Source organism: Alphaproteobacteria bacterium, assembly GCA_019635875.1.
Lineage (GTDB): Bacteria > Pseudomonadota > Alphaproteobacteria > Reyranellales > Reyranellaceae > JAFAZJ01.
The window spans coordinates 559944-585954 of sequence record JAHBYP010000001.1 but is presented as its reverse complement, the minus strand read 5'-3'; the positions used below and the strand labels follow the sequence as shown (position 1 = coordinate 585954).

17 protein-coding genes are annotated in these 26011 nt (G+C 68.9%); 8 read left to right on the top strand and 9 right to left on the bottom strand.

Annotation, left to right across the window (positions count from 1 at the left end; all coding sequences use genetic code 11):
• Window positions 1-23 precede the first annotated feature (23 nt).
• Window positions 24-917 (top strand): LysR family transcriptional regulator, encoded by an 894-nt coding sequence (locus tag KF889_02940; protein ID MBX3498373.1) that lies wholly within the window; start codon window positions 24-26, stop codon window positions 915-917.
• 46 nt (window positions 918-963) lie between these two features.
• On the opposite strand, the gene KF889_02935 is transcribed toward KF889_02940, so the two are convergent.
• The 5 genes from KF889_02935 to KF889_02915 form a co-directional block, all read right to left on the bottom strand.
• Complete coding sequence (locus tag KF889_02935) at window positions 964-1305, bottom strand: tRNA-binding protein (protein ID MBX3498372.1); 342 nt, start codon at window positions 1303-1305, stop codon at window positions 964-966.
• Between the two features lie 118 nt (window positions 1306-1423).
• A complete protein-coding gene (locus tag KF889_02930; protein MBX3498371.1) occupies window positions 1424-1882 on the bottom strand; it encodes a phasin family protein in 459 nt (152 codons plus the stop codon).
• A 269-nt stretch (window positions 1883-2151) separates the two neighbouring features.
• Window positions 2152-2796, bottom strand: coding sequence for a TetR/AcrR family transcriptional regulator (locus KF889_02925; GenBank protein MBX3498370.1), 645 nt, complete (start codon window positions 2794-2796; stop codon window positions 2152-2154).
• On the bottom strand, window positions 2796-3605 hold the full coding sequence (locus KF889_02920) for a pyrroline-5-carboxylate reductase (protein ID MBX3498369.1): 810 nt from the start codon (window positions 3603-3605) through the stop codon (window positions 2796-2798). Before KF889_02920 ends, KF889_02925 begins: the two co-directional genes overlap by 1 nt.
• A 34-nt stretch (window positions 3606-3639) precedes the next feature.
• On the bottom strand, window positions 3640-4362 hold the full coding sequence (locus KF889_02915; protein ID MBX3498368.1) for a response regulator: 723 nt from the start codon (window positions 4360-4362) through the stop codon (window positions 3640-3642).
• A gap of 293 nt (window positions 4363-4655) precedes the next feature.
• Between KF889_02915 and KF889_02910 the strand changes: the two genes are divergently transcribed.
• From KF889_02910 to KF889_02895, 4 genes are all read left to right on the top strand, one after another.
• Window positions 4656-10520, top strand: a complete 5865-nt coding sequence (locus KF889_02910) for a PAS-domain containing protein (protein MBX3498367.1) — start codon at window positions 4656-4658, stop codon at window positions 10518-10520.
• A 111-nt stretch (window positions 10521-10631) separates the two neighbouring features.
• Window positions 10632-13982: a transglutaminase family protein gene (locus KF889_02905; protein MBX3498366.1), complete on the top strand. Its 3351-nt coding sequence runs from the start codon at window positions 10632-10634 to the stop codon at window positions 13980-13982.
• 79 nt (window positions 13983-14061) lie between these two features.
• Window positions 14062-16560 (top strand): circularly permuted type 2 ATP-grasp protein, encoded by a 2499-nt coding sequence (locus tag KF889_02900; protein ID MBX3498365.1) that lies wholly within the window; start codon window positions 14062-14064, stop codon window positions 16558-16560.
• 3 nt (window positions 16561-16563) lie between these two features.
• Window positions 16564-17439: a transglutaminase family protein gene (locus tag KF889_02895; GenBank protein MBX3498364.1), complete on the top strand. Its 876-nt coding sequence runs from the start codon at window positions 16564-16566 to the stop codon at window positions 17437-17439.
• A gap of 40 nt (window positions 17440-17479) precedes the next feature.
• On the opposite strand, the gene KF889_02890 is transcribed toward KF889_02895, so the two are convergent.
• Complete coding sequence (locus tag KF889_02890) at window positions 17480-18265, bottom strand: DUF4394 domain-containing protein (GenBank protein MBX3498363.1); 786 nt, start codon at window positions 18263-18265, stop codon at window positions 17480-17482.
• 155 nt (window positions 18266-18420) lie between these two features.
• Here KF889_02890 and KF889_02885 point away from each other — a divergent pair, with 155 nt between their 5' ends.
• From KF889_02885 to KF889_02875, 3 genes are all read left to right on the top strand, one after another.
• Window positions 18421-19908, top strand: coding sequence for a M81 family metallopeptidase (locus tag KF889_02885; GenBank protein ID MBX3498362.1), 1488 nt, complete (start codon window positions 18421-18423; stop codon window positions 19906-19908).
• A gap of 85 nt (window positions 19909-19993) precedes the next feature.
• Window positions 19994-21718, top strand: a complete 1725-nt coding sequence (locus KF889_02880; protein ID MBX3498361.1) for an amidohydrolase family protein — start codon at window positions 19994-19996, stop codon at window positions 21716-21718.
• A complete protein-coding gene (locus KF889_02875) occupies window positions 21715-22524 on the top strand; it encodes an enoyl-CoA hydratase/isomerase family protein (GenBank protein ID MBX3498360.1) in 810 nt (269 codons plus the stop codon). The genes KF889_02880 and KF889_02875 overlap by 4 nt, the downstream gene beginning before the upstream one ends.
• Window positions 22525-22545: 21 nt before the next feature.
• On the opposite strand, the gene KF889_02870 is transcribed toward KF889_02875, so the two are convergent.
• From KF889_02870 to KF889_02860, 3 genes are read right to left on the bottom strand one after another with little or no spacing between them, the layout of a single operon-like run.
• Window positions 22546-23166, bottom strand: coding sequence for a glutathione S-transferase C-terminal domain-containing protein (locus KF889_02870; GenBank protein ID MBX3498359.1), 621 nt, complete (start codon window positions 23164-23166; stop codon window positions 22546-22548).
• A 41-nt stretch (window positions 23167-23207) separates the two neighbouring features.
• Window positions 23208-24299: an LLM class flavin-dependent oxidoreductase gene (locus KF889_02865; GenBank protein ID MBX3498358.1), complete on the bottom strand. Its 1092-nt coding sequence runs from the start codon at window positions 24297-24299 to the stop codon at window positions 23208-23210.
• A 27-nt stretch (window positions 24300-24326) separates the two neighbouring features.
• The gene (locus tag KF889_02860) at window positions 24327-25988 is read right to left on the bottom strand and encodes a hydantoinase B/oxoprolinase family protein (GenBank protein MBX3498357.1); all 1662 of its coding nucleotides are present in this window, start codon (window positions 25986-25988) and stop codon (window positions 24327-24329) included.
• Between the last annotated feature and the right edge of the window lie 23 nt (window positions 25989-26011).

The window sequence follows — 26011 nt, the reverse complement described above, 5'->3', positions numbered from 1 at the left end:
GGAAAATGCGAACAAACTCTACTATGGATCTGCTCGACGTCATGCGCGTCTTCGTGCGCGTGGTCGACGAGGCGAGCTTCACGCGCGCCGCGGCCGCCCTGCGCCTGTCGCGCTCCTCGGCGAGCGAGAAGGTGCGCGAGCTCGAGGAGATGCTGGGCGTACGCCTTCTTCAGCGTACGACGCGCCGGGTCGGCGTCACCGAGGCCGGGCGCGCCTTCTATGCGCGGAGCAAGCGCACCATCGAGGAGGCCGACGCCGCGCGCCGCGAAGCGCAGGCGCTCAGCCGCGATCCCGCCGGAAGGCTGCGCGTCGGCGCGCCGGAGATGTTCGCACGGGTCTTCCTGGTGCCGGCGCTGGCCGCGTTCCTGCGGCGCCATCCGTCGCTGTCGGTCGAGCTGATCGAATCGGCGCGTCCGGCCAATCTCGTCGGGGAAGAGCTCGATCTGTCGATCCGCATCGCAGGTTCGCTGGAGCCCGCGGTGATCGCGCGGCGCATGGCCTCGTCGCGCGTCACCATCTGCGCCGCGCCCGCCTACCTCGCCGAGCGCGGCGCACCGCGCGCTCCCGAGGACATCACCAGGCATGCCTGCCTCGGATTCTCACCGTTGGAATGGGGCCGCCTGTGGACGCTCAGCCGGAACGGCGAGACCCGGCGAATCGATGTCGTGCCGCGCCTGCTGTGCGACACGGGCGAATCTCTGCTGACGGGCGCGCGTGCCGGTCTCGGTCTTGCGCCCTTGCCGAACTGGGCGGTCGGCGACGACATCGCCGCCGGCCGCCTGGTGCCGGTGCTGGCCGACTGGACCACGCCGGAGCGGGGCATCTATGCCGTGTTCCCGTCCAACCGCCAGGTGCCGGCGAAGGTCAGGGCCTTCGTCGCCCACATTGCGCGCGAGCTGAAGGCACGCGGCCTCTGAAGCGCGTCCCTTGATCCCTCGCTCCGCTCGGGTTGACCGATGAGCTCTAAAACAGCTTGCCGCCGTTGGGCACGGATTTGTCGGGCGCGATCAGCACCACGCCGCCGGACTCGTCGGGAAAGCCCAGCGTCAGCACCTGCGACATGAACTTGCCGATCTGGCGCGGCGGGAAGTTCACGACAGCGGCCACCTGGCGGCCGACCAGCGCCTCGGGCGTGTAATGCACCGTGAGCTGGGCGGAGCATTTGCGTGTGCCCAGCTCGGCGCCGAAATCGATCACCAGCTGGATGGCGGGCTTGCGCGCGCCTTCGAAAGGGCGCGCCTCGATGATGGTGCCGACACGGATGTCGACCTTCTCGAAATCGGCCCAGGCGATGGTCTCTGTCATGGCAGCAGCATAGCCTGAAGACGCGAAAAGGGCCGCTCCAAGGGAGCGGCCCTCAGTCGAACCGGCAAACGGGGGAGGAGGAGCTGCCGGCCCGACGATTTCCAAATGCTGAAAGCGCCTAGTTCTTCTTGGCGATCATCGCCTTGATCTCTTCGATCACCTCGGCGACGCGGGCGTTGACGGCATCGAGCGTCTGCGCGTTGCTCTTGGCGACCATCTCCGACAGCTCGCGCAGATTGGCGATCGCCGTCTCGTAGGTCTTCTTGGCGGCGTCGGCCTGCTTGGCGGCCTTCTCCTCGAAGGAGGCGGCGGCCATGATCTCGCTGGCCGACTTGCTGAACTCCTCGGTCATCGCCTTGACCATGTCGGCCTGGCGCTCGGCCAGCGCCTTGAACGCCTCGAAGGCGGCCTGGTTGGCCGTGGTGATGACGGCGATGTTCTTGCGCTGCGCCTCGGCGAGGGCCTCGACGTTGAACGCGGCCGGGAACTTGAAATCGGCGGCGGTCGGCATCTTGAACTCGCCCCACACCTTGGTGAAGTCGACATCGGCGAAGGGGAACTTGAAGGTCTGCGTCATCGGTCTCTCCATTGCGGGGGCCGTCGCGGCGGCCGCGGTCACGGTGGGCTTGGCGGCGCTGGCGCCCCTGGCGGAAGCTTTGCGAGCAGCCATCGGGGTCTCCTCGTGCCTGACTCCGAGGGCGCAACCGGGAGACGCCGCCATCGAGGTCTAATTGATCATGGTTGCAGTTTTGTGCGCTGCAACACGATGACCATGTAAGGCCTTGGGGCGTGTTGCGTCAAGGTGATTTTGTGCACCGCACAATACGCGGCCATCAACGCTTGCGGTCAGGTGCCTGTCGGCTCGGCCTCGGCCGCAGGCGGTTCCGGGCTCTGTCGCCGACGTCGCCGTGGGATGCTTTTGCCAAATCTATCAAGGCGTTGTGCCCAGCCCTCGAGCCCCTTCAGGCGCGAATCCAGCGCCACCATGGTCTTGCCGAGATCGGCGCTGTCATCGTGCAGCCACGTCCGCAGGACGGAAGCGTGCAAGGCAGCCAGCGACTTTTGCCGCAACGCACCAACGAAACCCTCGGCCGTCAGGCCGGATGCCTCCAGGACGACGGCCATAGAGCGCATCAGTGCCGGTCGCAGGGCGAGCGCCGCCAACGGATCGCGCGCCAGCCCCTCGGCCAGGGCGGCGATTGTGTCGCGGTGCGGCCTGAGCGCATCGTAGCGGCGCATCATGGTGTCGAACAGGCGATCGCGGACGGTCTCGTCGGGGTCGGGCACCGCCTCGACACCCGCGAGCACCTGGCGATCGATTTCGGCCAGGAAGGCGCCAACGATCGCCGCCTTGGTCGGGAAGATCGCGTAGAGCTCGGCGAAAGGCACCGCCGCCTCGGTCGCGATGGCGCGCAAGGTGACGTCGCGCCAGCCGTGCGCGGCGATCAGCCTCAGCGCGGTGGCGACGATGGCGGCGCGCTGCTCCGACATCAGCCGGCGAGCTCCCGGCTGCGTCGGGTCGCGGCGTCGATGGCGCGGTCGAACAGCGGCTGGATCGCGTCGCCGGCCATCAGCACCTTCAATGCCTCGGCGGTCGTGCCGCCCGGGCTGGTGACGTTGACGCGCAATTGTGCGGCGCTGTCGTCGGAGCGCGCCAGCAGCTCGCCCGAACCCGACACGGTTCCACGCGCCAGCCGGGTCGCCAGCTCGGCCGGCAACCCGGCCTTCACGCCGGCCGCCGCCATCGCCTCGGCGAGCAGGAAGACATAGGCCGGGCCGCTGCCCGAGACGGCGGTCACCGCGTCCATCAGGCCCTCGTCGTCGACCCAGTCGACACTGCCCACCGCCGACAGCAGATCCTGGCAGCGTGCGCGTTCGGCTTGGCCGACACCGGAGCCGGCGACGCACACGGTCACCCCGCGCCGCACCGCCGCCGGCGTGTTCGGCATGGCGCGCACCAGCTTCGCATTGTCGCCGAGATGGCGACGGAAATAGGCGAGCGTCTTGCCGGCGGCGATCGACAGGAAGGTGGCACCGGCGTCGGCGAATCGGCGCAGCCCGGGCAACGCGACATCCATGGTCTGCGGCTTCACCGCCAGGACCACGAGGTCGGGGGCAAAGGAGGCCGGCAGGGCGTCAATCGAACCGACAATCGAGGCGCCGGCGATCTTCGGCTGGATGGCCTCGACCGGCTCGATCACCGCGAGATCAGCGGGCTTGAGGCCGCGCTCCAGCCAGCCCTCGAGCATCGCGCCGCCCATCTTGCCGCATCCCACCAGCAGCAGCTTTCCGCCCGCCATGGTTCCCTCCAGTTCCTGCCGGAGCGACCATACATCAGTCCCTCGGCGGCACGAACATGTAGCCGACGCCGCGCACCGTGCGGATGGTCTCGGGATGGGCCGGATCGATCTCGATCTTCTTGCGCAGGCGCAGGATGCGCTGGTCCATGGCGCGATCGAAGGCCTCGAGCCCGCGATGCGCTGTGCTTTCCAGCAGCCAGTCGCGCGCCAGCGGCCGGTTGGGATTGTCGACGAAAAGCTTGAGCAGGTCGAACTCGCTGGCCGCCAGGGTCTCGGACTCGCCGCTGGCGGTATCGACCAGAGCGCGCGAATCGAGATCGAGTTCGCAGCGGCCCATGCGCACGCGCTTGCCGTCGTTGACCGGCCGCGCTGCCGCACGCGGCGCGCGGCGCAGCACGCTGCGCACGCGCGCCAACAGCTCGCGCGGTTCGTAGGGCTTGGCGATGTAGTCGTCGGCGCCGGTCTCCAGGCCGACCACGCGGTCGACGGTGTCGCCGGCGGCGGTGACCATGACGATGCCGACATGCGGATCGCGCGAGCGCAGCCAGCGCGCCAGCGTCAGCCCATCCTCGCCGGGCAGGCCGACATCGAGCAGCACCAGGGCCACCACCTCGCGTTCGACGGTGCGACGCAGACCGGTACCGCCGTCGACCCCGGTGACGCGGAAGCCCTGCTTCTCCAGGTACTGGAGCAGCAGGCGACGCTGCGTGCCGTCGTCCTCGACAACGATCAGATGCGGTCGGTCTTCCGCGGCCACGCCCACTCCCCCCTTGGCTGAGCGCCAGCCTGCAAGGCGCGGGCGGACTCATGCGAGCCGGAATCAGTAGCACCACCGGGCGGTTGTACGCCATGGTTCCGTGCGCACGGCCAAAGCGCATGCCGTCGCGCATGCAACACCCCGGAGGCAACGGCCTGGCGTGCGGCCGGCAGCCGCCCCCTCCCCCGGTGCCGCCGCCTCCATCGCGTTACAGACGTTACAATCGTCCCCTCGGCGCGAGACATGGGCGTGACAGAGGGGTGCGAGGCTGGCCGGTCCGGTCAGAGGAACCCATGACGACGCCCGTCTCAGCCGCTTCGCCCGCGGCGGCGCATTCCATCGATACGGCGATGCGCCGAACGCTGCTCGATTCAATGGTGTCCTCACCCTATGGCGTCGATGCCATCTGGCTGATCGTCATGGTCTCGATCTGGAACTCGGTGCCACCGCCGCGCGCGCTCGTGCTGGCGATCGCCTACGGCACGATGGCCGCCATCCGCTACGGCTTCCACTTCCTTTATGTCCGGCGAAAGCCCGCCGACGATCGCCTGGAGGCCTGGCTGCGGGTCTATGTGGTGATCTCCATCGGCATCGGGCTGGGGTGGACCGCGCAGACTCTCGTCCTCTTGGGCACGGTGCCGAGCTTCGTCTGGGTGCTGCCGCTGGTGGCGCTGGGCGTGATGACGGTGAACGCCGCCTATGCGCGGGCGCTGCATCTGCCGACGGCGCTCGGATTCTTCGTTCCGGCGCTGCTGCCGCAAGCGATCGGTCTGGCGTTCCAGGACGATGCCATCGCGCGCGGGCTGGGTGTCGGCTCCCTCGCCTATCTCGTCGCGCTGGCGCTGTGGACGCGCGGCGTCCACCGTCGTCTGCGCGAACGATACACGGTCGAGGCCGAGCTGCGCGCGGCGCTGGCGCACAACGCCGACCTGCAGGATGAGCTCAAGCGCGGCCGGCGTACGCTGAACACGGTGCTCGACAATCTCGACGACGGCGTCGAGCTCTATGACTCAGCCGACCGGCGGATCTTCGGCAACGCCGCGATCCGCCGGTTGCACGACATCCCCGAGGGCGTCTATGCGCGCACGGCCACGGCGCGCGACATGATCGCCTGGCGCTTCGACCGCGGCGAGTTCGGCCCGGCCGCCGACCGTGATGCCGAGATCGACCGCCGTGCGGCCGTCCTGCACGACCCGGCGGCGGTCATCCAGCGTCCTACGGTGACCGGTCGGACCGTCGAACTGCGCTTCAAGCAGCTGCCGGACGGCGGCGTGCTGTCGATGCACCGCGACATCACGCGGCTCAAGGAGCGCGAGGCCGAGCTGGCCGCCGCCAAGGAGGAGGCCGAGGCCTCGCGGCTCGCAGCCGAGACGGCGCAGAACGTCATGCGCACCGTGCTCGATGCGATGGACGACGGCGTCATCCTGATCGACCGCGCGGGCCGCTGTCGCTACACCAACCGCGCCATCCGCGACGTCTACCAGGTCGACGAGGAAACCCTCGCCAAGCTGCCGACGATCCGCGACATCTTCCTCTACCAGGCCCGGCGCGGCGATTACGGCCCGCTGAAGGATCCCGAGGCGTCCGTGGACCGCCTGATCGAGCGCTTCTGGCGCGGCGAGGCGGACCGCATGGGACGGACGGTGACCGGGCGCTGGCTCGACTACCGCTACCATCCCCTGCCCGACGGCAGCATCGTGATGACGCATCGCGACATCACCGACCTGAAACGGCACGAGGACGAGCTGGCGGCCGCCAAGGAAGAGGCCGAACGCGCGCGCGCCGAGACCGCGCAGGCGCTGGAGCGGCTGCAGGTCGTGATCGAGAACATGAGCGACGGCGTCATGCTGTTCGACCGCGAGCTGCGCTGGGCGATCGACAACCAGAAGGTCCGCGACCTGCTGGATCTGCCGAAGGAAGTCGCCCATCTCGGCGCCGCCAGCGCCGACATCCAGCGCTTCCAGGTCGAACGCGGCGATTTCGGTGACATCGAGGATGTCGAGGCCGACGTGCGCGGCTGGCTCGAGCGGCGTCGCTCGATCGGCCACTTCACGTATGGCCGCTGGACGCGATCCGGGCGCTTCGTCGAGTACACCTCGCGGCCACTGCCCAATGGCGAGATCGTCGCGACCTATCGCGACATCACCGAGCTCAAGCGCACCCAGGCCGAGGCCGAGCAGGCGCGCAACCGGCTGGAGGACGCCATCCGCGCCCTGCCGTCGGGATTCTCGCTGCACGACGACGAGGCTCGCCTCATCGTCTTCAACGACCCTTACGAACGCTTCTTCGGCAACACCCCCGGCCTGCTGAAGATCGGCGGGCGCTACGAGGATCTGCTGCGCGAGATGCAGCGGCGCGGCAGAGTGCGCCCCGAGCACCGCGACCGCGGCGAAGCGTGGATCGCCGAGATGGCCGCCCACCACCGCAGTTCCTTCGGCGACCGCGAGATGGCGACTGCGGACGAGCGCTGGATCCGCATCTCCAAGCACCCGACGCGCGACGGCGGCGTCGTCACACTGGTCACCGACCTGACCGAAGCCAAGGCGCGCGAGCGCGAGCTGGCGCGCGCGCGGGCCGACGCCGAGGGCGCGCTGTCGACCGCGCGCACCATCATCGAGACCATGCCGATCGGCGCCGCGCTGATCAGCGCCGACAACCGCATCCGCCTGTCCAATCGCCGCCTGACTGAGCTGCTTGAGCTGCCCGACGAGCTGGGCGCCGAGGGCCGGCCCTACGTCGATGCCATGCGCCACATTTGGCGGCGCGGCGACTTCCCCGGCGACGCCCCGTTCGACGACCGCGTCCGCGAGTTCTTCACCCGCATCCGCGACGAGCGCGATCTGCGCTACGAACGGCGGATGCCCAGCGGACGGCATGTCGAGTTCCGCTTCACGGCGCTGGCCGATGGCGGGGTGCTTGGCAGCTATGTCGACATCACTGAGAGCAGGCGCCAGCAGGAGGCGCTGGCGCGCGCGCGCGCCGACGCCGAGGACGCGCTGTCGACGGCGCGGACGATCATCGAGACCATGCCGGTCGGCTCAGCCCTGGTCGGCGCGGACCGCCGCATCCGCCTGTCGAACGCGCGGTTCACGGAGTTGCTCGACCTGCCGGCGGAATTCGGCAGCGAAGGCCGATCCTATGTCGATTCCATGCGCGCGCTGTGGGAGCGCGGCGACTTCCCCGGCAGCGATTTCGAGGAGCGTACCGCCACCTTCTTCCGGCTCATGCAGCAGGCTGGGGGACTGCACTACCAGCGGCAGATGCCGAGCGGCCGGCACATCGACTTCAACTCGACCGTCCTGGCGGATGGCAGCTTCCTGTGTACCTATGTCGACACGACCGAGGCCAAGCGGCACGAGGAGGCGCTGGCCCGGGCACGCGACGAGGCCACCGAAGCGCGCCGGCGGCTGGTTTCGGCCATGGAAAGCATGGCCGACGGCATCGCCTTCCTCGACACGGACGAGCGCCTGCTGCTGTGCAACGAGGCCTATCGCGGCTTCATGCGCGGCATGCCCGAGATCGTCACGCCGGGCACGAAGCTGGCGGACGCGGTCGCGCATGCCGGCCTGGTCGGCGCCGCCCCGCCGGGAAGGGCCGCCGAATGGACCGTCGCGACGATGGCCGCCTTGCGCGCCGGCGAGCTCACCCTCATCCCCTATGGTCCGCAGCAATGGGCGCGCGTGCTGATGCGCCGGGGCGAGGATGGGCGCGCGGTCATCCTGATCACCGACGTGTCGCAGGAACGCCGACGCCAGCGCGACCTCGAGCGCGCGCTGGCGGCCGCCGAGGCCGCCGGTCGCGAGGCCACTGCGGCCCGCGCCCTGCTGCAGGACGCCATCGACTCGACGCCAGACGGCTTCGCGCTGTGGGACGAGGAGGACCGGCTGATCGTCTGCAACGACGGCTACCGGCGCTACTACGGCGGTGTCCCGCTGAAGGTCGAGCCGGGCCTGCGTTTCGCCGAGATCCTCGCCGCGGGCTTCGACGCCGGGCTGTTCGTCGACGCGCCCGAGGATCGCGACGCCTTCCTCGCCGCGACCCTGCGGATGCGCGCCAATCCCCGCACGGCGCCACGCGAGCATCGCCTGCGCGGCGACCTCTCGCTGCAGGTGATCGACAGGCGGACCGCGAGCGGTGGCCTGGTTTCGGTCTACGCCGACATCTCCGAGCAGAAGCGCCGCCAGCGCGAGCTGGAGCAGGCGCGCGACGCGGCGGAGGCAGCCGGCCGCGACGCCGCCAACGCCCGCACGCGACTCGTCGACGCCATCGAGGCGCTGCCCAACGGCTTCGTCCTGTTCGACGCCGAGGATCGCCTGGTGCTGACCAACCAGCGCTTCCTCGAGTACTACGCCGAGATCGCCGACATCACCGTTCCCGGCGTGCATGTGCGCGAGATGCTGACCCAGGGTGCGATCCGCGGCGCGGTCTCGACCGGCAGCAAGAGCGTCGAGGACTGGGTCGAGACGCGCATGGCCATGCGCGGCAACCCCGGCGCGCCGATGGAGACACGCCAGCCCAATGGCCGCTGGATCGTCATTGGCGAGCGGCGCACGCGCGAAGGCGGGCTGGCCGGCATTTACACCGACATCTCCGAGCTCAAGCGCCGCGAAGCCGAGCTCGAGCAGGCGCGCGACGAGGCCGAGACGGCCAACCAGGCCAAGAGCACCTTCCTCGCGACCATGAGCCACGAGATCCGCACACCGATGAACGGCGTGCTGGGCATGATGGAGATCCTCGAGCGCCAGGGCATCGACGATGAGCAGCAGTCGACCGTCGAGACGATGCGCGAGTCGGCTCAGGCCCTGCTGCGCATCATCGACGACGTGCTGGACTTCTCGAAGATCGAGGCCGGGCGGCTGGAGCTGGAATCGACGGCGTTCTCCCTCTCCGGCGTGATCGAGGGCGCCATGGCGGCGGTTCGCCCGCAGGCGATCGACAAGAGCCTGCCGCTCTCGACCGACATCGACCCCGGCTCGTCCGACGCGCTGGAGGGCGATCCGGTGCGCGTGCGCCAGATCCTGCTCAACCTCGTGGGCAACGCGGTGAAGTTCACCGAGCGCGGCTTTGTGCGCATCGCGGCATCGACCGCGCCGTTGGGCGACGGCCGCATTCGCGTTCTGCTGTCGGTCGCCGACAGCGGCATCGGCATGGACGAAGCGCTGCTCGCGCGGCTGTTCGAACCCTTCGCCCAGGCCGACAGCTCGACCACGCGCCGCTACGGCGGCACCGGGCTTGGCCTGTCGATCGTGCGCCGCCTGGCACAGCTGATGGGTGGCGACGTCTCGGTCGACAGCAAGCCCGGGGCCGGCACCACCTTCCGCGTGACGCTGGTGCTGCGCGCTGCGCCGGACGACTCTCCGCTGCGCGCCATCGCGCCGCTGGCGGTGCGCGCGCGACGGACGCAGCCGGCTGCGCTTGCCGGCCGGGTGCTGGTGGTCGACGACCATCCCGTGAACCGCAAGGTGCTGGTCAAGCAGCTCGGGCTCCTGGGCATCGCCGCCGACACAGCAGCCGATGGGATCGAAGCACTTTCGATGTGGCGCATGGCCGCCTATGCCGCCGTGCTCGCCGACATCCACATGCCACGCATGGACGGCTACGAGCTGGCGGGCACGATCCGCCGGGAGGAAGGTGCGGCAGCGACCGAGGCGCGCCACACGCCGCTGATCGCCGTCACCGCCAACGCCATGCGCGGCGAGGAAGAACGCTGCCTCGCCGCCGGCATGGACGCCTATCTCGCCAAGCCGGTGACCTTCGAGCGGCTGCGCGCGGCGCTGTCGCGCTGGTTGCCGATCGGCCAGGACGACGACGAGATGGCGGACGCCACCGAGACGCCCGCGATCAACGAATTGACGCTGCGCGCGTGGCTGGGCGACGACCCCGACGCGGTCGCCGAACTGCTGCAGGATTTCCTGCGCGACGCGCGCCAGGCAGAGCGCGACATCGGCGCGTCATTGAGCGCGGGCAATCTGCCGGCGCTGGCGGCGACGGCGCATCGGCTGAAGGGGTCGGCCCTGGCGATCGGCGCGCGGCGGCTGGCCGAGATCGTGACCGCCCTCGAACAGGCGGGCCGTACCGGCGACCGCGCCGGCTGCCAGGACGGGCTGGGCTCGCTTGCCGGCGAGCTGCGACGGGTGGCCGGGGAGATCGGCCGATAGGGCTGGACGAAGGCGGCAGAGGGTGGTGCGCTTCTTGCTTATTTTCTGATCTGGCCATACAGGGCTGCGCCGGCTGGCCGGGCCAGCCTCGCCGCAAGCAGAGTCGGACCGATGAGTATCCACGTCGCCCTGCATCATCGCACCACATACCGCTACGACCGCACCATCGCCGTCGGTCCGCAGGTGGTGCGACTGCGGCCGGCGGCGCATTGCCGGACGCCGATCCTGTCCTATTCCCTGAAGATCGAGCCGGCGGAGCACTTCATCAACTGGCAGCAGGATCCGCAGGGCAACTGGCTGGCACGCCTGGTGTTTCCCGAAAGGACCGACCGCTTCGCGGTCAGCGTCGATCTCGTGGCCGACATGGCGGTGGTCAATCCGTTCGACTTTTTCCTCGAGCCTGACGCCGAGCACTATCCCTTCGCCTACGACGCCGAGCTTTCGGAGGACCTCGCGCCCTTCCGAAAGACCGCACCGCCCGGCCCGCTGCTCGCGGCCTGGCTGACCAGGGTCGATCGCGGCGGCAATCCACGCACGGTCGATTTCCTGGTGCGCCTGAACCAGCGCCTGCAGAGCGAGGTCGGCTATGTCATCCGTATGGAGCCCGGCGTGCAGACTTTCGAGCAGACGCTCGGTCTGGCGAAGGGCTCCTGCCGCGACACCGGCTGGCTGCTGGTCAACATCCTGCGCCATCTGGGTTTCGCCGCGCGCTTTGTCTCGGGCTACCTGATCCAGCTGATGCCCGACGAGAAGCCGCTCGACGGACCCGAGGGACCGACGCACGACTTCACCGACCTGCATGCCTGGTGCGAGGTCTATCTGCCTGGCGCCGGCTGGATCGGACTGGATCCGACCTCCGGCCTGATGGCCGGCGAAGGCCACATCCCGCTTGCCTGCACGCCCGAGCCGCAAAGCGCCGCGCCGATCGAGGGCATGGTCGAGCAGGCCGAGGTCGACTTCACCTTCGACATGGCGGTAACGCGCGTGCGCGAGACGCCGCGCACCACCAAGCCATACGAGGACGAGACCTGGCGCCAGATCGTGGCGCTGGGCGAGGCGATCGACGGCCGGCTGCATCGTGCCGACATGCGCCTGTCGATGGGCGGCGAGCCGACCTTCGTGTCGATCGACGACATGGATGGCGTCGAGTGGAACACGGCGGCCCTGGGTCCCGACAAGCGCCGTCTCGCCGGCCGGCTGTTCCGCCGCCTCGCGTCGCGATTCGCCAAGGGGCCGTTGCTGCACTATGGCCAGGGCAAATGGTATCCGGGCGAGCAATTGCCGCGCTGGGCGCTGGGCTGCCACTGGCGACGCGATGGCGAGCCGGTCTGGCGCGAACCGCGCCTGATCGCGCATGAGGAGAAGCCGATCGGCGCCACCGAGGAACTCGCCGGCCGCTTCGGCCGCGCCCTCGCCGAGCGGCTACAGATCGATCCCGGCTACCTTCTGCCGGCCTTCGAGGACACCTGGTACTACCTCTGGCGCGAGCGCCGGCTGCCAGTGAACGTCGATCCCGCCGACTCGCGGCTCGACGACGAGATGGAGCGGGCGCGGCTGGCACGCATCTTCGAGCAGGGGCTCGAGAGCGTGATCGGCCATGTGCTGCCGATCCAGCGCGTCTACGGCAACGGGGCGCGCTGGCGCAGCGGGCCGTGGTTCGTGCGGCCGGAGAAAATGTACCTCGTGCCCGGCGATTCGCCGATCGGCTTGCGCCTGCCGCTTGACTCGCTGCCGTGGACCGCGCCGGGCGAGCGCGCACAGTTCTATGATACCGACCCCACCATGCCGCGCGAGCCGTTGCCGCCGCTGGACACCATGCGCCGCGTCGCGACAGTCATGATGCAGAGCGCGAGCGCGCGGCCGATGGACCGCGCCGGGGCGGCGGCCGGCAATGGCCGCCCCACGGGCAACCCGGCGCCGCTCGACACGATGCCGGGCAAGGGCATGTCGGCGAGCTGGCTGGTGCGTACCGCGATAGCCTTCGAGCCGCGCGACGGCCATCTGTTCGTCTTCATGCCGCCGACCGAGACCGCCGAGGACTATCTCGAGCTTGTCGCCGCGGTCGAGGATACCGCCGAAGAGCTCGACACGCCGGTGTTCGTCGAGGGCTACGCGCCGCCCTTCGATCCGCGGCTCAACCACTTCACGGTGACGCCCGATCCCGGCGTGATCGAGGTCAATATCCATCCCTCGCTGGGCTGGCGCGAGCTGGTCGAGAAGACCGAGATTGTCTACGAGGAAGCGCGCGCGACGCGCTTGGGCGCGCAGAAATTCATGCTCGATGGCCGCCACAGCGGCACCGGCGGCGGCAACCACATCGTCGTTGGCGGCGTCACGCCCGCCGACTCGCCGCTGCTGCGCCGGCCCGACCTGCTCAAGAGCCTGGTCGGCTACTGGCACAATCATCCCTCGCTCAGCTACCTGTTTTCCGGCCTGTTCATCGGCCCGACCAGCCAGCATCCGCGCGTCGACGAGGCGCGCAACGACCAGCTCTTCGAGCTCGAGATCGCCTTCAGGCAGGTTGCCGCCGGCCGCGAGGCGCCGCCCTGGCTGGTCGATCGGCTGTTCCGCAACATCCTGGTCGACGGCACCGGCAACACACACCGTTCAGAGTTCTGCATCGACAAGCTGTACTCACCCGACGGCGCCGGCGGCCGGCGCGGCCTCCTGGAGCTGCGCGCCTTCGAGATGCCGCCGCATCAGCGCATGAGCGTGGCTCAACAGCTTCTATTGCGCGGCCTGCTGGCGCATTTCTGGGACAAGCCGTACGACCGCCCGCTGGCGCGCTGGGGCACGCGCCTGCACGACGATTTCATGCTGCCGCACTTTGTCTGGCAGGACTTCACCGATGTCGTCGAGGATCTCAGGCTAGACTGCATCGGCGTCTGCGCCGACTGGTTCCTGCCGCACTTCGAGTTCCGTTTCCCCGAGATCGGCGGCATCGCGCAACGCGGCATCGAGCTGGAGCTGCGCCATGCGCTCGAGCCCTGGCATGTGCTGGGCGAGGAAGCCGGCGCCGGCGGCACGGCGCGCTATGTCGACTCCTCGCTCGAGCGCCTGCAGGTCAAGGCACAGGGCCTCAACGACGCGCGCCACTCCATCGTCTGCAACGGCTACGCCGTGCCGATGCGCGCGACCGGCGTGCCCGGCGAGTTCGTCGCCGGGGTGCGCTTCCGCGCCTGGCAGCCGCCCAACGCATTGCACCCGACCATCGGCGTGCACACACCGCTGGTGTTCGACATCCACGATGCGTGGAGCGGCCGCTCGATCGGCGGCTGCACCTACCACGTCTCGCATCCCGGCGGGCGCAGCTACGACCGCTTCCCGGTCAACGCCAACGAGGCCGAGGCGCGCCGCCGTGCCCGCTACGCCCCGATGGGTCACAGCCAGGGCAACATGAAGCCACCCCGGCGCCTCGACAACCCCGACCATCCGCTGACACTCGATCTGCGGCGAGCGTGAGGCAAGGTCCGCGGCGGTAGACCGTCGGCGGGCTCTGTGTCAGGCTCCGGTCCCCTCTAGGAAAGCCTCACCCGAAGCGATGGAATCGCTGCGCCTTTCGGGTCATTCGGCTGCGCCGGCTCCCTATGACGAGCTGGTCACCGGCCGTCATCAGATCCGCTACCACTGGCAGGGCCTGCTCGGCACGATGCGCGCGCTGCCCGAGGAGGCGCTGCGCGACCGCGTCGAGCGCGCGCGGCGTCAGCTGGCGGAAGGCGGCGGCACACGGGCGGTGGCGCCCGACGGCTCCGCCACCGAATGGACCTTCGAGCCGCTGCCGCTGATCATCACGCCGCTGGAATGGGAGACGCTGTCGGCGGGCCTGATCCAGCGCGCCCGTCTGCTCGACGCGATCCTCGCCGACGTCTACGGCCCCCAGCGCCTGCTCGCCGAGCACCGGCTGCCGCCCGTCCTGCTGCACGCCGATCCGCGCTTCATGCGGCCCTGCCGTCGCATGGACGGCGGAGGCCCGAGGCGCCGGCTCGTCCACTACGCCGCCGACGTGGTGCGCGGCGCCGACGGCTCGTGGTCCGTGCTGGCGGACTACACCGGCGCGCCGACCGGCGCGGGCTATGCGCTGTTCCTGCGCCGCGCCATGGCGCGTGCGCTGCCCGAGGCCTTCCGCTCGATCCCGGTGTGCGAGATCGCGCCGTTCTTCGACCACTGGCAGGCGGCGCTGCGCGATTGCGCGCCGTCGGGCGGCGACAATCCGCGCGTGGCGCTGCTGACCTCGGGCGCGTTTGCCCATACATATTTCGAGCAGGTCTTCCTCGCGCGCACACTGGGCATTTCCCTGGTCGAAGGCGGCGATCTCACGGTGCGTGCCGACGGCGTGTCGCTGAAGACCCTGGAAGGTCTCAAGCCGGTCGACGTCTTGCTGCGCCGTCTCGACGGTGCCTGGTGCGATCCGCTGGAGCTGCGCGCCGACTCGACGTTGGGCGTCAGCGGCCTGGCCGGCGCCGAACGTACCGGCACCGTCGCCATCGCCAACGCGCTGGGCAGCATGCTGGCGGAATCGGCGGCGTTGTCGCCCTTCCTGCCGACGCTGGCGCCGCTCGTGCTGGGCGAGGAGCTCGCGCTGCCGGCGCTCGACGTCTGGTGGCTGGGCGAGGAGCCGGCGCGGCGTGAGGTGCTGGCGCGTTTCGATTCGATGGTCATTCGCAGCCTGACGGGTGCCGATCGCGAGCCGATAACCGTGCGCGAGCTGCCGGGCGATCGCCGCACGGCGCTCATGGCGCAGATCAACCGGCAGCCCTGGGCCTATGTCGCGCAGCGGCCGGTAACCGCTTCGGTCGCCCCGTCCTGGTCGCCCGAGGGATTGCGGCCCGACCCGGTCGTCATGCGCGTGTATCTTGTCGCCGATGGCGACGGGTTTCGCGCCATGCCGGGCGGGCTGGGACGCACGGCGCCGGCCTCGCCGCTCTCGCGGCTGGGCCGCATCGATGGCCGGCTGCGCGACGTCTGGGTGCTGGCCGAGGACGACTCCGAGGTCGTGATCCCGTCGACGGCGCGCTTCCGCGGCGTGCCGATCCAGCGCGGCGGCGACGTGCAGAGCAGGGTCGCCGACAATCTCTTCTGGCTCGGCCGCTACACCGAGCGTCTGGACAACGCCGCGCGCCTGATCCGCGGCGCCCTCTCACGCCTCGCCCGACAGCCGCTGGGGCCGCGCGACCTCGTCGAGGTGCGCCTGCTGGCGCTGGCCTCGGCCGAGGCGCGCCTGATCTCGGCCCAGGACGCGATGTCGCCGCCCGACAGTGCGGCCTTGTTGCGCGCGCTGACCCGCTTCGCCGGCGACGAGCGCGCCTTCGGCGCGGCGCTGCGCGCCATCAGCCGTCTGGTGATGACCCTGCGCGATCGCCTGTCGGCCGACATGAGCGCGACGCTCGACACGCTGCTGGGCGCGATGTCGCGACGGCTGGAGACATCCACCGGCAACGTCGACGTGCTGCTGGCGCTGCTCGACGACACCATCCGCATGGTTGCCACCGTCGCCGGCCTGTCGCAGGAGAACATGACGCGCGGTGCCGGCTGGCGCTTTCTCGATCTCGGCCGCCGGCTGGAGCGCGCCTACTATGTCTGCAGCGGCGCGCATTTCGCCTTCACCCAGACGCCGGTGATCTGGGAATCGGCGATGCGGCTGGCGCTGGAGCTCTGCGATTCCACCATCACCTATCGCGGCCGCTATCTCGGCGCGCTCGAGCCGGCGCCGACGCTCGACCTGACCCTGCTCGACGAGAGCAACCCGCGCTCGCTCGCCTTCCAGGTCCACGCCATCGACCGCCATCTCGACGTGCTGGCGCGCACCACGGGTTCGCGTGTCGCCTTCGACGACACCGCGTTGCTTGCCGACATGCGCGCGGTGGTCGGGCTGTTCCAGACCGACGAGCGGGCCTGGCGACATCAAGGGCTGGCGCTAACCCGCCTGCGCGACACGCTCGGCGACACCGTCGACATCTTCACGCGCCTGTCCGACGAGCTGACGCGCACGCACTTCTCGCTGGTGCCGACAGCGCGGCGGCTCGGCGCCCCGGCGGAGTAGGCCATGCGCTACCGCGTCTCGCATCGCACGACCTATCGCTATTCCAGCCCCGTCGACCTGGCGCAGCATCTCGCGCATCTGCGCCCGCGCACATTGCCCGGACAGACCGTCACGCAGTGCGATGTCGCCGTCGAACCGGCGGCCGACGAGCGCGCCATGCACGTCGATCATTTCGGCAACACGGTCGACAGCTTCCGCATCGACACGGCGCACGAGGAGCTGGTGGTCGAGATGTGCGCCGATGTCGATGTGTCGCTGCCGGCGCCGCCGGCAGCCGAAGCCACGCCGTCATGGCAGGCGATGCGCGAGGCCTTCGCCGCGCCGTTCCCCTCGCAGATCGAGCCGGAAGAATTCGTGCATGCCTCGCCGCTGGTCGTGCCGGACGATGCGGCGCTCGCCTATGCGCGCCCCTCATTTCCCGAGGGCGCGACGATCCTGGAGGGTGCGCGCGATCTGACGCGCCGTATCCGTGCCGACTTCGTCTACACGCCCGGCGCCACCGATATCTCCACGCCGCTGGCCGAGGTCTTCGCCCGCCGCGTCGGCGTCTGCCAGGATTTCGCCCACGTGCAGATCGCCGCCCTGCGGTCGCTGGGGCTGCCGGCCGCCTATGTCTCGGGCTATATTCGCACCCATCGCGATCCCGGGCAGGCCGAGCTGCGGGGCGCCGATGCCAGCCACGCCTGGGTGGCCGTGTGGTGCGGACCTGAGGCCGGCTGGGTGCATCTCGACCCCACCAACGATCTGGTCGCTCATGACGAGCACGTGATCGTCGCCTGGGGCCGGGACTTCGGCGATGTCAGCCCGGTGCGTGGCATCATCCTCGGCGGCGGCCACCACACCTATGGCGTCGAGGTCGAGCTGGTGCCGTTGCCCTGATCGGGACCGGGGACGACTCGCCGCCGGTCCCAAAAAGGCTTCACTGCCAGACCGCGATGTCGATCAGCTTGCCGCTGATGCCCTTGATCGCACCGACCGAGGTCGCCTTTCCGCTCGCGATATCGATCGTGTAGAGCGTGCCGCCGGCGATCATCCAGGCAGTGTTCTTCTCGCCCTCGGTGGCGATGTCGACCACGGCGTCGGCGAGGTTGGCGACGCCAATCGCGCCACGGGTCTTGAGGATGCCGTCGTTGGGTGGGCTCTGCAGCACCCACGCGCCGGTGCCGCCATCGATGTGAAAGAGATCGGTTGCCTTCGCGCCATTCAACGCGTTGGTGTAGGCACCCGCTACCACGGCAGGCTTCCTCGACGCATTGGCATCGGCTGGATCGAAGCTCAGCGGCTTGTCGACGATTGTCGCGCCGGTCTCGACATTGATGCGCAGGCTCACACCACCGGCCGCGATCACGCGCAGACGGTCGGCGGCCGGGTTGAAGTCGACCACCGGTCGATCGCCCATCGTCACCTTCTCGGAGATCATGCTGACCTTGGTCGTGGCCCCGGTCTTCGGATCGACGGTGACGATCTGGCCGTTGATCGACACGCCGTAGAGCTTGCCGTCGGCCGGGCGCACGTCGATGCCGACGAGCCTGTCGCCGCTGACCGCCATCGGCGCCGAGGCGGTCATGGCCGCGGTGTCGATGGTGACCAGCTTGCCGTCGGCGGTCAGCCCGACGACGGTACCGGCCTGCGCCGATGCGATGCCGGTCATCAGCGCCAGCAGAGAAGCGCCCGTGAAACGGGCCAGTGAAGCCTTGATGGTCATGCGATCCCCTCCAGCGGACGCTTGCCGCACGCCGGTTAGACGCGGTGCCCGTTGGGGACGGATTTCGTCTTCACCGCCTGGTGAGGTGACGTGATCAAGGGGCTTGTATGCCGACCGCCGGCCTGTTCTGTTCAGCGCATAGCGAGGGAGCAGCCATGCGTATCGTCATCGCGCAGATGAAGCACGAGACCAACACCTTCTCGCCGGTGCCGACGCCGATCGGCCGCTTCGCGCGCGGCCGACCGCTGCCGCCGGAGGGCAAGGATGCCTACGAGGCGTTCAGGAACACCGGCACCGGCATGGGCGCCTTCATCGAGCTGGCCGAGGGCATCGGCGCGGAGCTCGTCACGCCGATCGCCGCCGGCGCGCCACCCAGCGGTGCGGTCGAGGACGAAGCCTTCGAGTACATGAGCGAGCGCATCTGCGATGCCGTAGCCAAGGGCTGCGACGCCATCCTGCTCGACCTGCACGGCGCGATGGTGACCCAGAGCCTCGAGGACGGCGAAGGCGAGCTGCTCAGGCGCGTGCGCAAGCTGGCGCCGAACACACCAATCGGCGTGTCCCTCGACATGCACACCAACCTCTACCCGGCTATGGTCGAGAATTGCGACGTGATCGCCGGCTACCAGACCTATCCGCACATCGATCTCTACGAGACCGGTATCCGAGCCGGAAAGCCGATCCTCGCCATGCTCGAGGGCAAGGCACGCCCGGTGATGGCCTGGGGCAACAAGCCGATGCTGCCGCACGTCATGCGCCAGGGCAGCGATGACGAGCCCAATAAGTGGCTGCAGCAGCGCTGCCGCGCGATGGAGAGCGAGGGTGCGCTGGCCGCCAGCCTGTTCGTCGGCTTCCCGCATGCCGACATCAGCCTGGCCGGCCTCTCCTCGGTGATCGTCGCCGATGCCGACAGGATGAAGGCCGAGGGCTTCCGCGACGAGCTGCTCGACCACGCCTGGAAGAACCGCGAGGCCTTCGTCTACAGGATCGAGCCGCTCAACGAATCGCTGGCGCGCGGCAAGTCGATGTCGGGCCAGGGCAAGCCCATCGTGCTGCTCGACCACTACGACAACTCGGCCTCGGGCGGCACCATGGACACCATGGCGGTGCTGGGCGGCGTGCTCGATGCCGGCCTCGACAATGTCGCGGTCTTCGCCATCCACGATCCGCAGGCGGTGCAGGAGATGATCAAGGCAGGCATCGGCGCCAGGGTCACCATCAAGCTTGGCGGCAAGTACGACCTGCCCTCGATCAAGCGCAAGGGCGAGTCGCGCACGGTCACCGGCGTAGTGAAGCTGATCAGCAACGGCCAGTACCGCAACAGGGGACCGATGTCGAAGGGCGTGCTGATGGACATGGGCTCCACGGTCGTGCTCGACACCGGCAAGGTCGAGATAGTGGTGATCTCGCGTCACCAGGAGCCCAACGACCTGGAGTGCTTCCGCTCGGTCGGCATCGACCCGACATCGAAGAAGTACCTGGTGCTGAAGAGCCGCGTGCACTGGCGTGCCGCCTTCCGGCCGATCATCGGCGGCGAGGTTGAATGCGCCGGCGTCGGCGTCTGCACCTCTGACTATTCCATGCTCGATTTCCGCAATGTGCGCCGACCGGTCTACCCGCTGGACCGGATTAACACGCCGTAGCCGGACAAAGCCGCCCCGCGAAAACGGCGGGTCGGCAAGGCCTGCCGCCACAGGTAAGCTGCTGTTCACAAGCCCGGAGGAACCCATGGCGAGCGGCCCCAGCCTGATCATCCGCAACGGCACAATCGTCGACGGCACGGGCGCCAAGCCCTTCGAGGCTGATGTCGCGATCGAGGACGGCAGAATCGTCGCCGTCGAGCGCAGGATCGCCGCGCGCGGCGCGGAGGAAATCGACGCCAGGGGCCAGATGGTGACGCCCGGACTGGTCGACATCCACACCCACTACGACGGCCAGGTGACCTGGAGCGGCGAGGTCACGCCGTCCTCGCAGCTCGGTGTCACCACGGTGCTGATGGGCAACTGCGGCGTCGGCTTCGCGCCGGTGCGCAAGGACGATCACGGCCTGCTGATCAAGCTGATGGAAGGCGTCGAAGACATTCCCGAGCCGGTGCTGAGCGCCGGCCTGCCATGGAATTGGGAAAGCTTCGGCGACTACCTCGACGCGCTTGATGCGCGCCGGTACGACGCCGACATCGCCACCCAGCTGCCGCACGCAGCGCTGCGCGTCTACGTCATGGGCGAGCGCGGCGTCGATCGCGAGCCGGCCACCGACGCCGATTGCGCCGAGATGCGCCGGCTGAGCGCCGAGGCGATGCGGCAGGGCGCGCTGGGCTTCGGCACGTCGCGCACCATCAACCACCGCGCCAGCGATGGCCGTCACATCCCGACGCTCACCGCCGAGGAGTCCGAGCTCACCGCGATCGCCATGGGCATGAAGGATGCCGGCACGGGGGTGATGCAGATCGTCTCGGACCTGCGCGACGTCGAGGCCGAGTTCGCCATGCTGCGGCGCATCATGGAGAAGTCGGGCCGGCCGCTGTCGATCTCGCTGGCGCAGAACGATCGCGCGCCCGATCGCTGGCGCGAAACGCTGGGCCTGATCGAGCGTGCGTCGAGCGACGGCCTGCCGGTGAAGGCGCAGGTCTGCGGCCGTGCCATCGGCCTAATGCTGGGGCTGGAGCTTAGCCGCAACCCGTTCTTCACCCATCCGACCTACAGGAGGATCGCCCACCTGCCGCTCAAGCAGCGCGTGGCGGAGATGCGCAAGCCCGAAGTGCGGGCGGCGATCCTGTCAGAGGAACCGAAGAACCACCGCGACGTGCTGGAGCGGATCGCCAACTTCGACAAGATCTTCGTGTTGGGCGATCCGCCGGATTACGAGCAGGCGCCGGAGCAGAGCCTCGCCGGCATCGCGCGCCGCACCGGAAAGCGGGCCGAGGAGATCGCCTACGACGTGCTGCTGGAGCGCGAGGGCAGCGGCATGCTGTACGTGCCGCTGCTGAACTACGTCTCCGGCAATCTCGACACCACCCACGAGATGCTGACGCATCGCGACACGCTGCCCGGCCTGGGCGATGGCGGCGCGCATGTCGGCATCATCTGCGACGCCAGCACGCCGACTTTCCTGCTCACCCACTGGGCGCGCGACCGCAAGCGCGGCGCCAGGCTGCCGATCGAGACGGTGATCTCGCGCCAGGCGCGCGAGACCGCCGCCGCCGTCGGCCTGCACGACCGCGGCGTGATCGCGCCCGGCTACAAGGCCGACATCAACGTTATCGACTTCGATCGCCTGACCTTGCGCGCGCCCGAAGTCGCCTACGACCTGCCGACCGGCGGCCGCCGCCTGATGCAGCGGGCCGAAGGCTATGTCGCGACCATCGTCTCCGGCGCCGTGGTGCGCCGCGAGGGCGTCGACACCGGCGCACGACCGGGCCGGCTGGTGCGCGGGGCGCAGCGCGCCGGCGCGTGAGCTACAGCCACATCACCGTCGAGCATGACGGGGCGGTCGCGGTTCTGACCTTCAACCGCCCCGCCATCCTCAACGCCTTCAACAACGAGCTGATGCGCGAGACGCTTGACGCCGTCGCCGCGCTCAACGCGGCCGAGTCGACGCGCGTCATCGTCGTGCGCGGTGCCGGCCGCGCCTTCTCCGCCGGCTTCGATCTGAAGGCCTCGGCGGAACGCGTGATGGAGGACGTGTCGGACTGGGAGATGCAGATGAAGCTCCAGTTCGACTTCATCATGCAGTTCTGGCACAGCGCCAAGCCGACGATCGCCGTCGTCCACGGCTATTGCCTGGCCGGAGCTTTCGAGCTGATGCTGGCCTGCGACGTCACCGTCGCCGCCGAAGGCACGCGCTTCGGCGAGCCGGAAGTGCGCTTCGGCACCGGCATCGTCGCCATGCTGCTGCCGTGGATCACCGGACCCAAGCAGGCCAAGGAGCTGCTGCTGACCGGTGACGATCGCATCGATGCCGCCGACGCCCTGCGCATGGGCATCGTCAACCACGTCGTGCCCGCCGATCAGGCCTTCGACAAGGGCATGAGCATCGCGCGCACGATGTCGAAGGCGGCCGAGCGCTCGGTCCGCTTCACCAAGCGCGCGGTCAATGCGCAGTACGAAGCGATGGGATTCTCGCGGGCGATGGATGCGGCGCTCGACATGGACGTGCTGCTCAACGCCGGCTCGAGCCCGGAAAAGCGCGAGTTCGCACGCATTCGCAAGGAACAGGGCGTCAAGGCCGCCCTGGCGTGGCGCGACGCGCGCTTCAAGTAGCGCGCGTCGCCCACAGTCAAATCAGGCCGGCAGGCCCTCGGCCGCGAAAGTGCGCTGCACGGCGGGACGCGCCTTCATGCGATCGAAATGTGCCTGCAGGTTGGCGGGCAGCGGGATCTTCACGCGGCCGGCCCAGAACTCGATGTAGAAGAGCGCCGCGTCGGCGATCGAGAACTGGCTGCCCAGCACGTAGTCCTTGCCGGCCATCTTCTCGTTGAGCAGCGCCAGGCCCTTCTCATAGATCTCCTTGCCGCGCGCCTTGACCGCGTCGTGATCGTCCTTGGTCGGCGCGTAATTCTCGGGCCTGAACATGCGCGAGAAGCCCTGCATGTGCAGCGTGGCAACGCAGTAGTCCATCACCTCCAGCGCTTTGGCCATGTCGTCGGCGCTCGCGGGCAGCAGCTTCTTGTCGGGGTTGCTCATCGCCAGATACGTCGCGATGGCGGGGAACTCGGTGAGCACCGAGCCGTCATCCTTCTCGAGGGTCGGCACCTTCGACTTGGGATTCTTCTTCACGAAGGCGTCGCCGTACTGCTCGCGCTCGGCGAAATTCATCTTGTGGCGCTCGAACGGCTTGCCGATCTCCTCCATCAGCACATGGATGCCGATCGAGCAGGCGCCGGGGGCGAAATAGAGCTTCATGGGAATTTCCCTCCAGGGGTTGTCGTGCGGGCCGGACTCTCTCAGGCCGCCACCGCCTTGTCGAGTTCCAGAGCTCCTGCTCGCAATCTTGGGATCAGCTCGCGACCGAACTCGATCGCATCGTTGTATGGATCGAAGCCGCGAATCAGGAATGAGTGCACGCCCAGCCGATAGTATTCCAGGAGTGCGTTACTTACCTGCTCGGGCGTTCCGACCAGGCAGGTGGTGTTGCCCACCGCGCCGCTGGCTTCGGCGATCGGCATCCACAGCCGCTCGTCATGGATCTCGCCTTCGGCCGCGAAATCGAGGATGCGCCGCGCCGACTGATCGAGCGGCGACTTTCTCGAGCCACCGAGCCCCGATGGATCGCTCTGCGACTGGATCGCCGCGAGGTACTTGCGTGCCTTGTCCCACGCCGCGCCCTCGGTTCCAGCGATGATCGGCCGGAACGACATGTTGAACGCAGGAGATCGACCATGCCGCGCCGCCCGCACGCGAAACTCGGCGATGCGCTGCTTCGTCGGCGCCAGCGGCTCGCCGAACATCGCAAACACATCGCAATGCCGCGCACCCATCACCAGGGCGCCTTCCGACGATCCGCCGAAGAACAGCTGTGGATGCGGCTTCTGCAGCGGCCGGATATCGGAGCGCGCACCGCGCACTCGATAGAACTTGCCGAAATAGTCGAAGCGCTCCTCTTTGGTCCAGGCGAGCTTCATCACCTGGATATACTCGCTGGCACGCCGGTAGCGCTGCTCCTTGGTCGCGAAGTCGCCGTCACCATGCTGCTCCGCGTCGCTGGCGCCGGCGATGATGTGGATCGCCAGCCGCCCCTGGCAGAGACAGTCGAACGTCGCGATCTTGCGGGCCGCGAGCGTCGGCGCAACGAAGCCCGGCCGATGCGCGATCAGGAAGCCAAGCCGCTTCGTGAACGCGGCGGCATGCTGGGCCACGAGGAAGCCTTCGGCCGACGAGGCGGTATAGCCGACCAGCGCCAGATCGAAGCCCGCATCGTCATGTGCCCTGGCGAAATCGCGCAGATAGGCCGGCGAGATGCCACCCTTGATCACATGCAACGACGCGCTGCCTCCCGGCGGCGTCACGCCGATCATGCCGATCACGCGTACGGGCATGGCTGGTTTCCCTTGAAGGGGCGACTGCTACTCCGCCGCCAGCTTCCGCGCCCTGGGATCGCGGCTGAGCATGCCGTCGGCGAGGTCGCGGTCGAGCATGGCGGCGGGGCGGTCGCGTGGATCGCCGTAGCCACCGCCGCCACCGACGAAGATGTCGACCACGTCGCCCTTCTTCAGGTCGACGGCGGCCTTCGAGCGCAGCTCCTCGGTCGTGCCGTCGACGCGGTGGACGCGGCAGTAACCCATCTTGCCGGGCTCGCCGCCGAACAGGCCCTCGGGCGGGCGGCGGAAGCGGTCGGAGTAGATCGCGAGTTGCACGTCGTCCTGCGTGATCTCGTAGCGGCGGCCGAAGCCGGCGCCGCCGCGGCGTGCGCCCATGCCGAAGGAGTCAGGATCGAGCGCGTAAGCCGCGACGCGGAAAAAGTCATAGTCGAGGTCGAGTGATTCGACCGGCGCGTTGCTGCAGTTGCTGAGCGGACCGTCGACCGCATCGCAGCCGTCGGCCTCCTTCGAGCCACCATAGCCGCCGCCGAAGATTTCCAGATAGACGCTGTAGCCCTTCTCGCCCAGGCGCGAGAGGCAGAACGCCGTCGTCGTGTCGTAGCCACAGGCGATCACGCGGTCGGGCAGCGCCTGGGCCAGCGCCTTCATCACCGCGTTGTAGGCGCGGAAGGCCGGCACCATGCGCGCGCGTACCGGCGCCGGCGGGCGCGGGTTCATCAGGCTGCCATAGGGCACCTTCACCGAGATCGGCCGCGCCATGCCCTCGTTGTAGGGAATGTCGGGGCTGGTCAGCACCGACTTCACGCAGGAGAGCACCGCCGAGAGCGTCGAGGAGTATGGGCAGTTGAGGTTGCGCTTGACCTGCGCACAGGTGCCTTCGAAGTCAACCTCGACGCCGTCGTCGGAGATCGTGACCTTGGTCTTGATGGCGAGCGGCTCATCGGAAAGTCCGTCGTCGTCGACCGCGTCCTCGCCGTAATAAACGCCCTTGGGCGCCTGGGCGATCGCGGCACGCACGCGGCGCTCCGAGTAATCCTGCATCTCGCGCATCACCTCCATCACCGCCTCGGCGCCGTAGCGCGCGCAGAGCTCACGCACGCGGCCAACACCGATGGCGTTGGCAGCGAACTGGGCGTTGAAGTCGCCGATGGTGAGATCGGGCACGCGCACATTGGCGGTGACCAGGCGCTCGAAGGCGCCGCCGTTCCAGTCGGTGATGTAGCTGTAGCGCGAGGGCGGGATGCGCAGGCCTTCCTGGTAGACGTCGGAGGCGTGGATGTTGAGCCCCGGCGCGCCACCGCCAAGATCGAGGTGATGCGCCACCGAGGCTCCGAAGCCCACGACTTGCCCATCGACGAAGATCGGCGTGAAGATGAAGACGTCGGGGATGTGCTGACCGCCCTCGAACGGATCGTTGTTGATCAGGAAGTCGCCTTCCTTGAGCGTCTCGATCGGGTGGCGCTTGAGGCAGGCGCGGAGCGTCATGCCGATCGGCCCGAGCTGCATCGGGATCAGCTCGGCCTGCGCCACCGTGTTGCCGTGGCGATCCATCAGGCCGGCCGAGCCGTCACGCGCCTCGCGCAGGATGGTCGAGTAGGCCGAGCGGATCAGCTTGGCGCCCATCTCGCGCGCCGCCGCGATCAGCGCCTGGCTGATCACGGCATAGTCGATCGGATTCACGCTCATCGGATCAAACTCCTCGTTGGGAG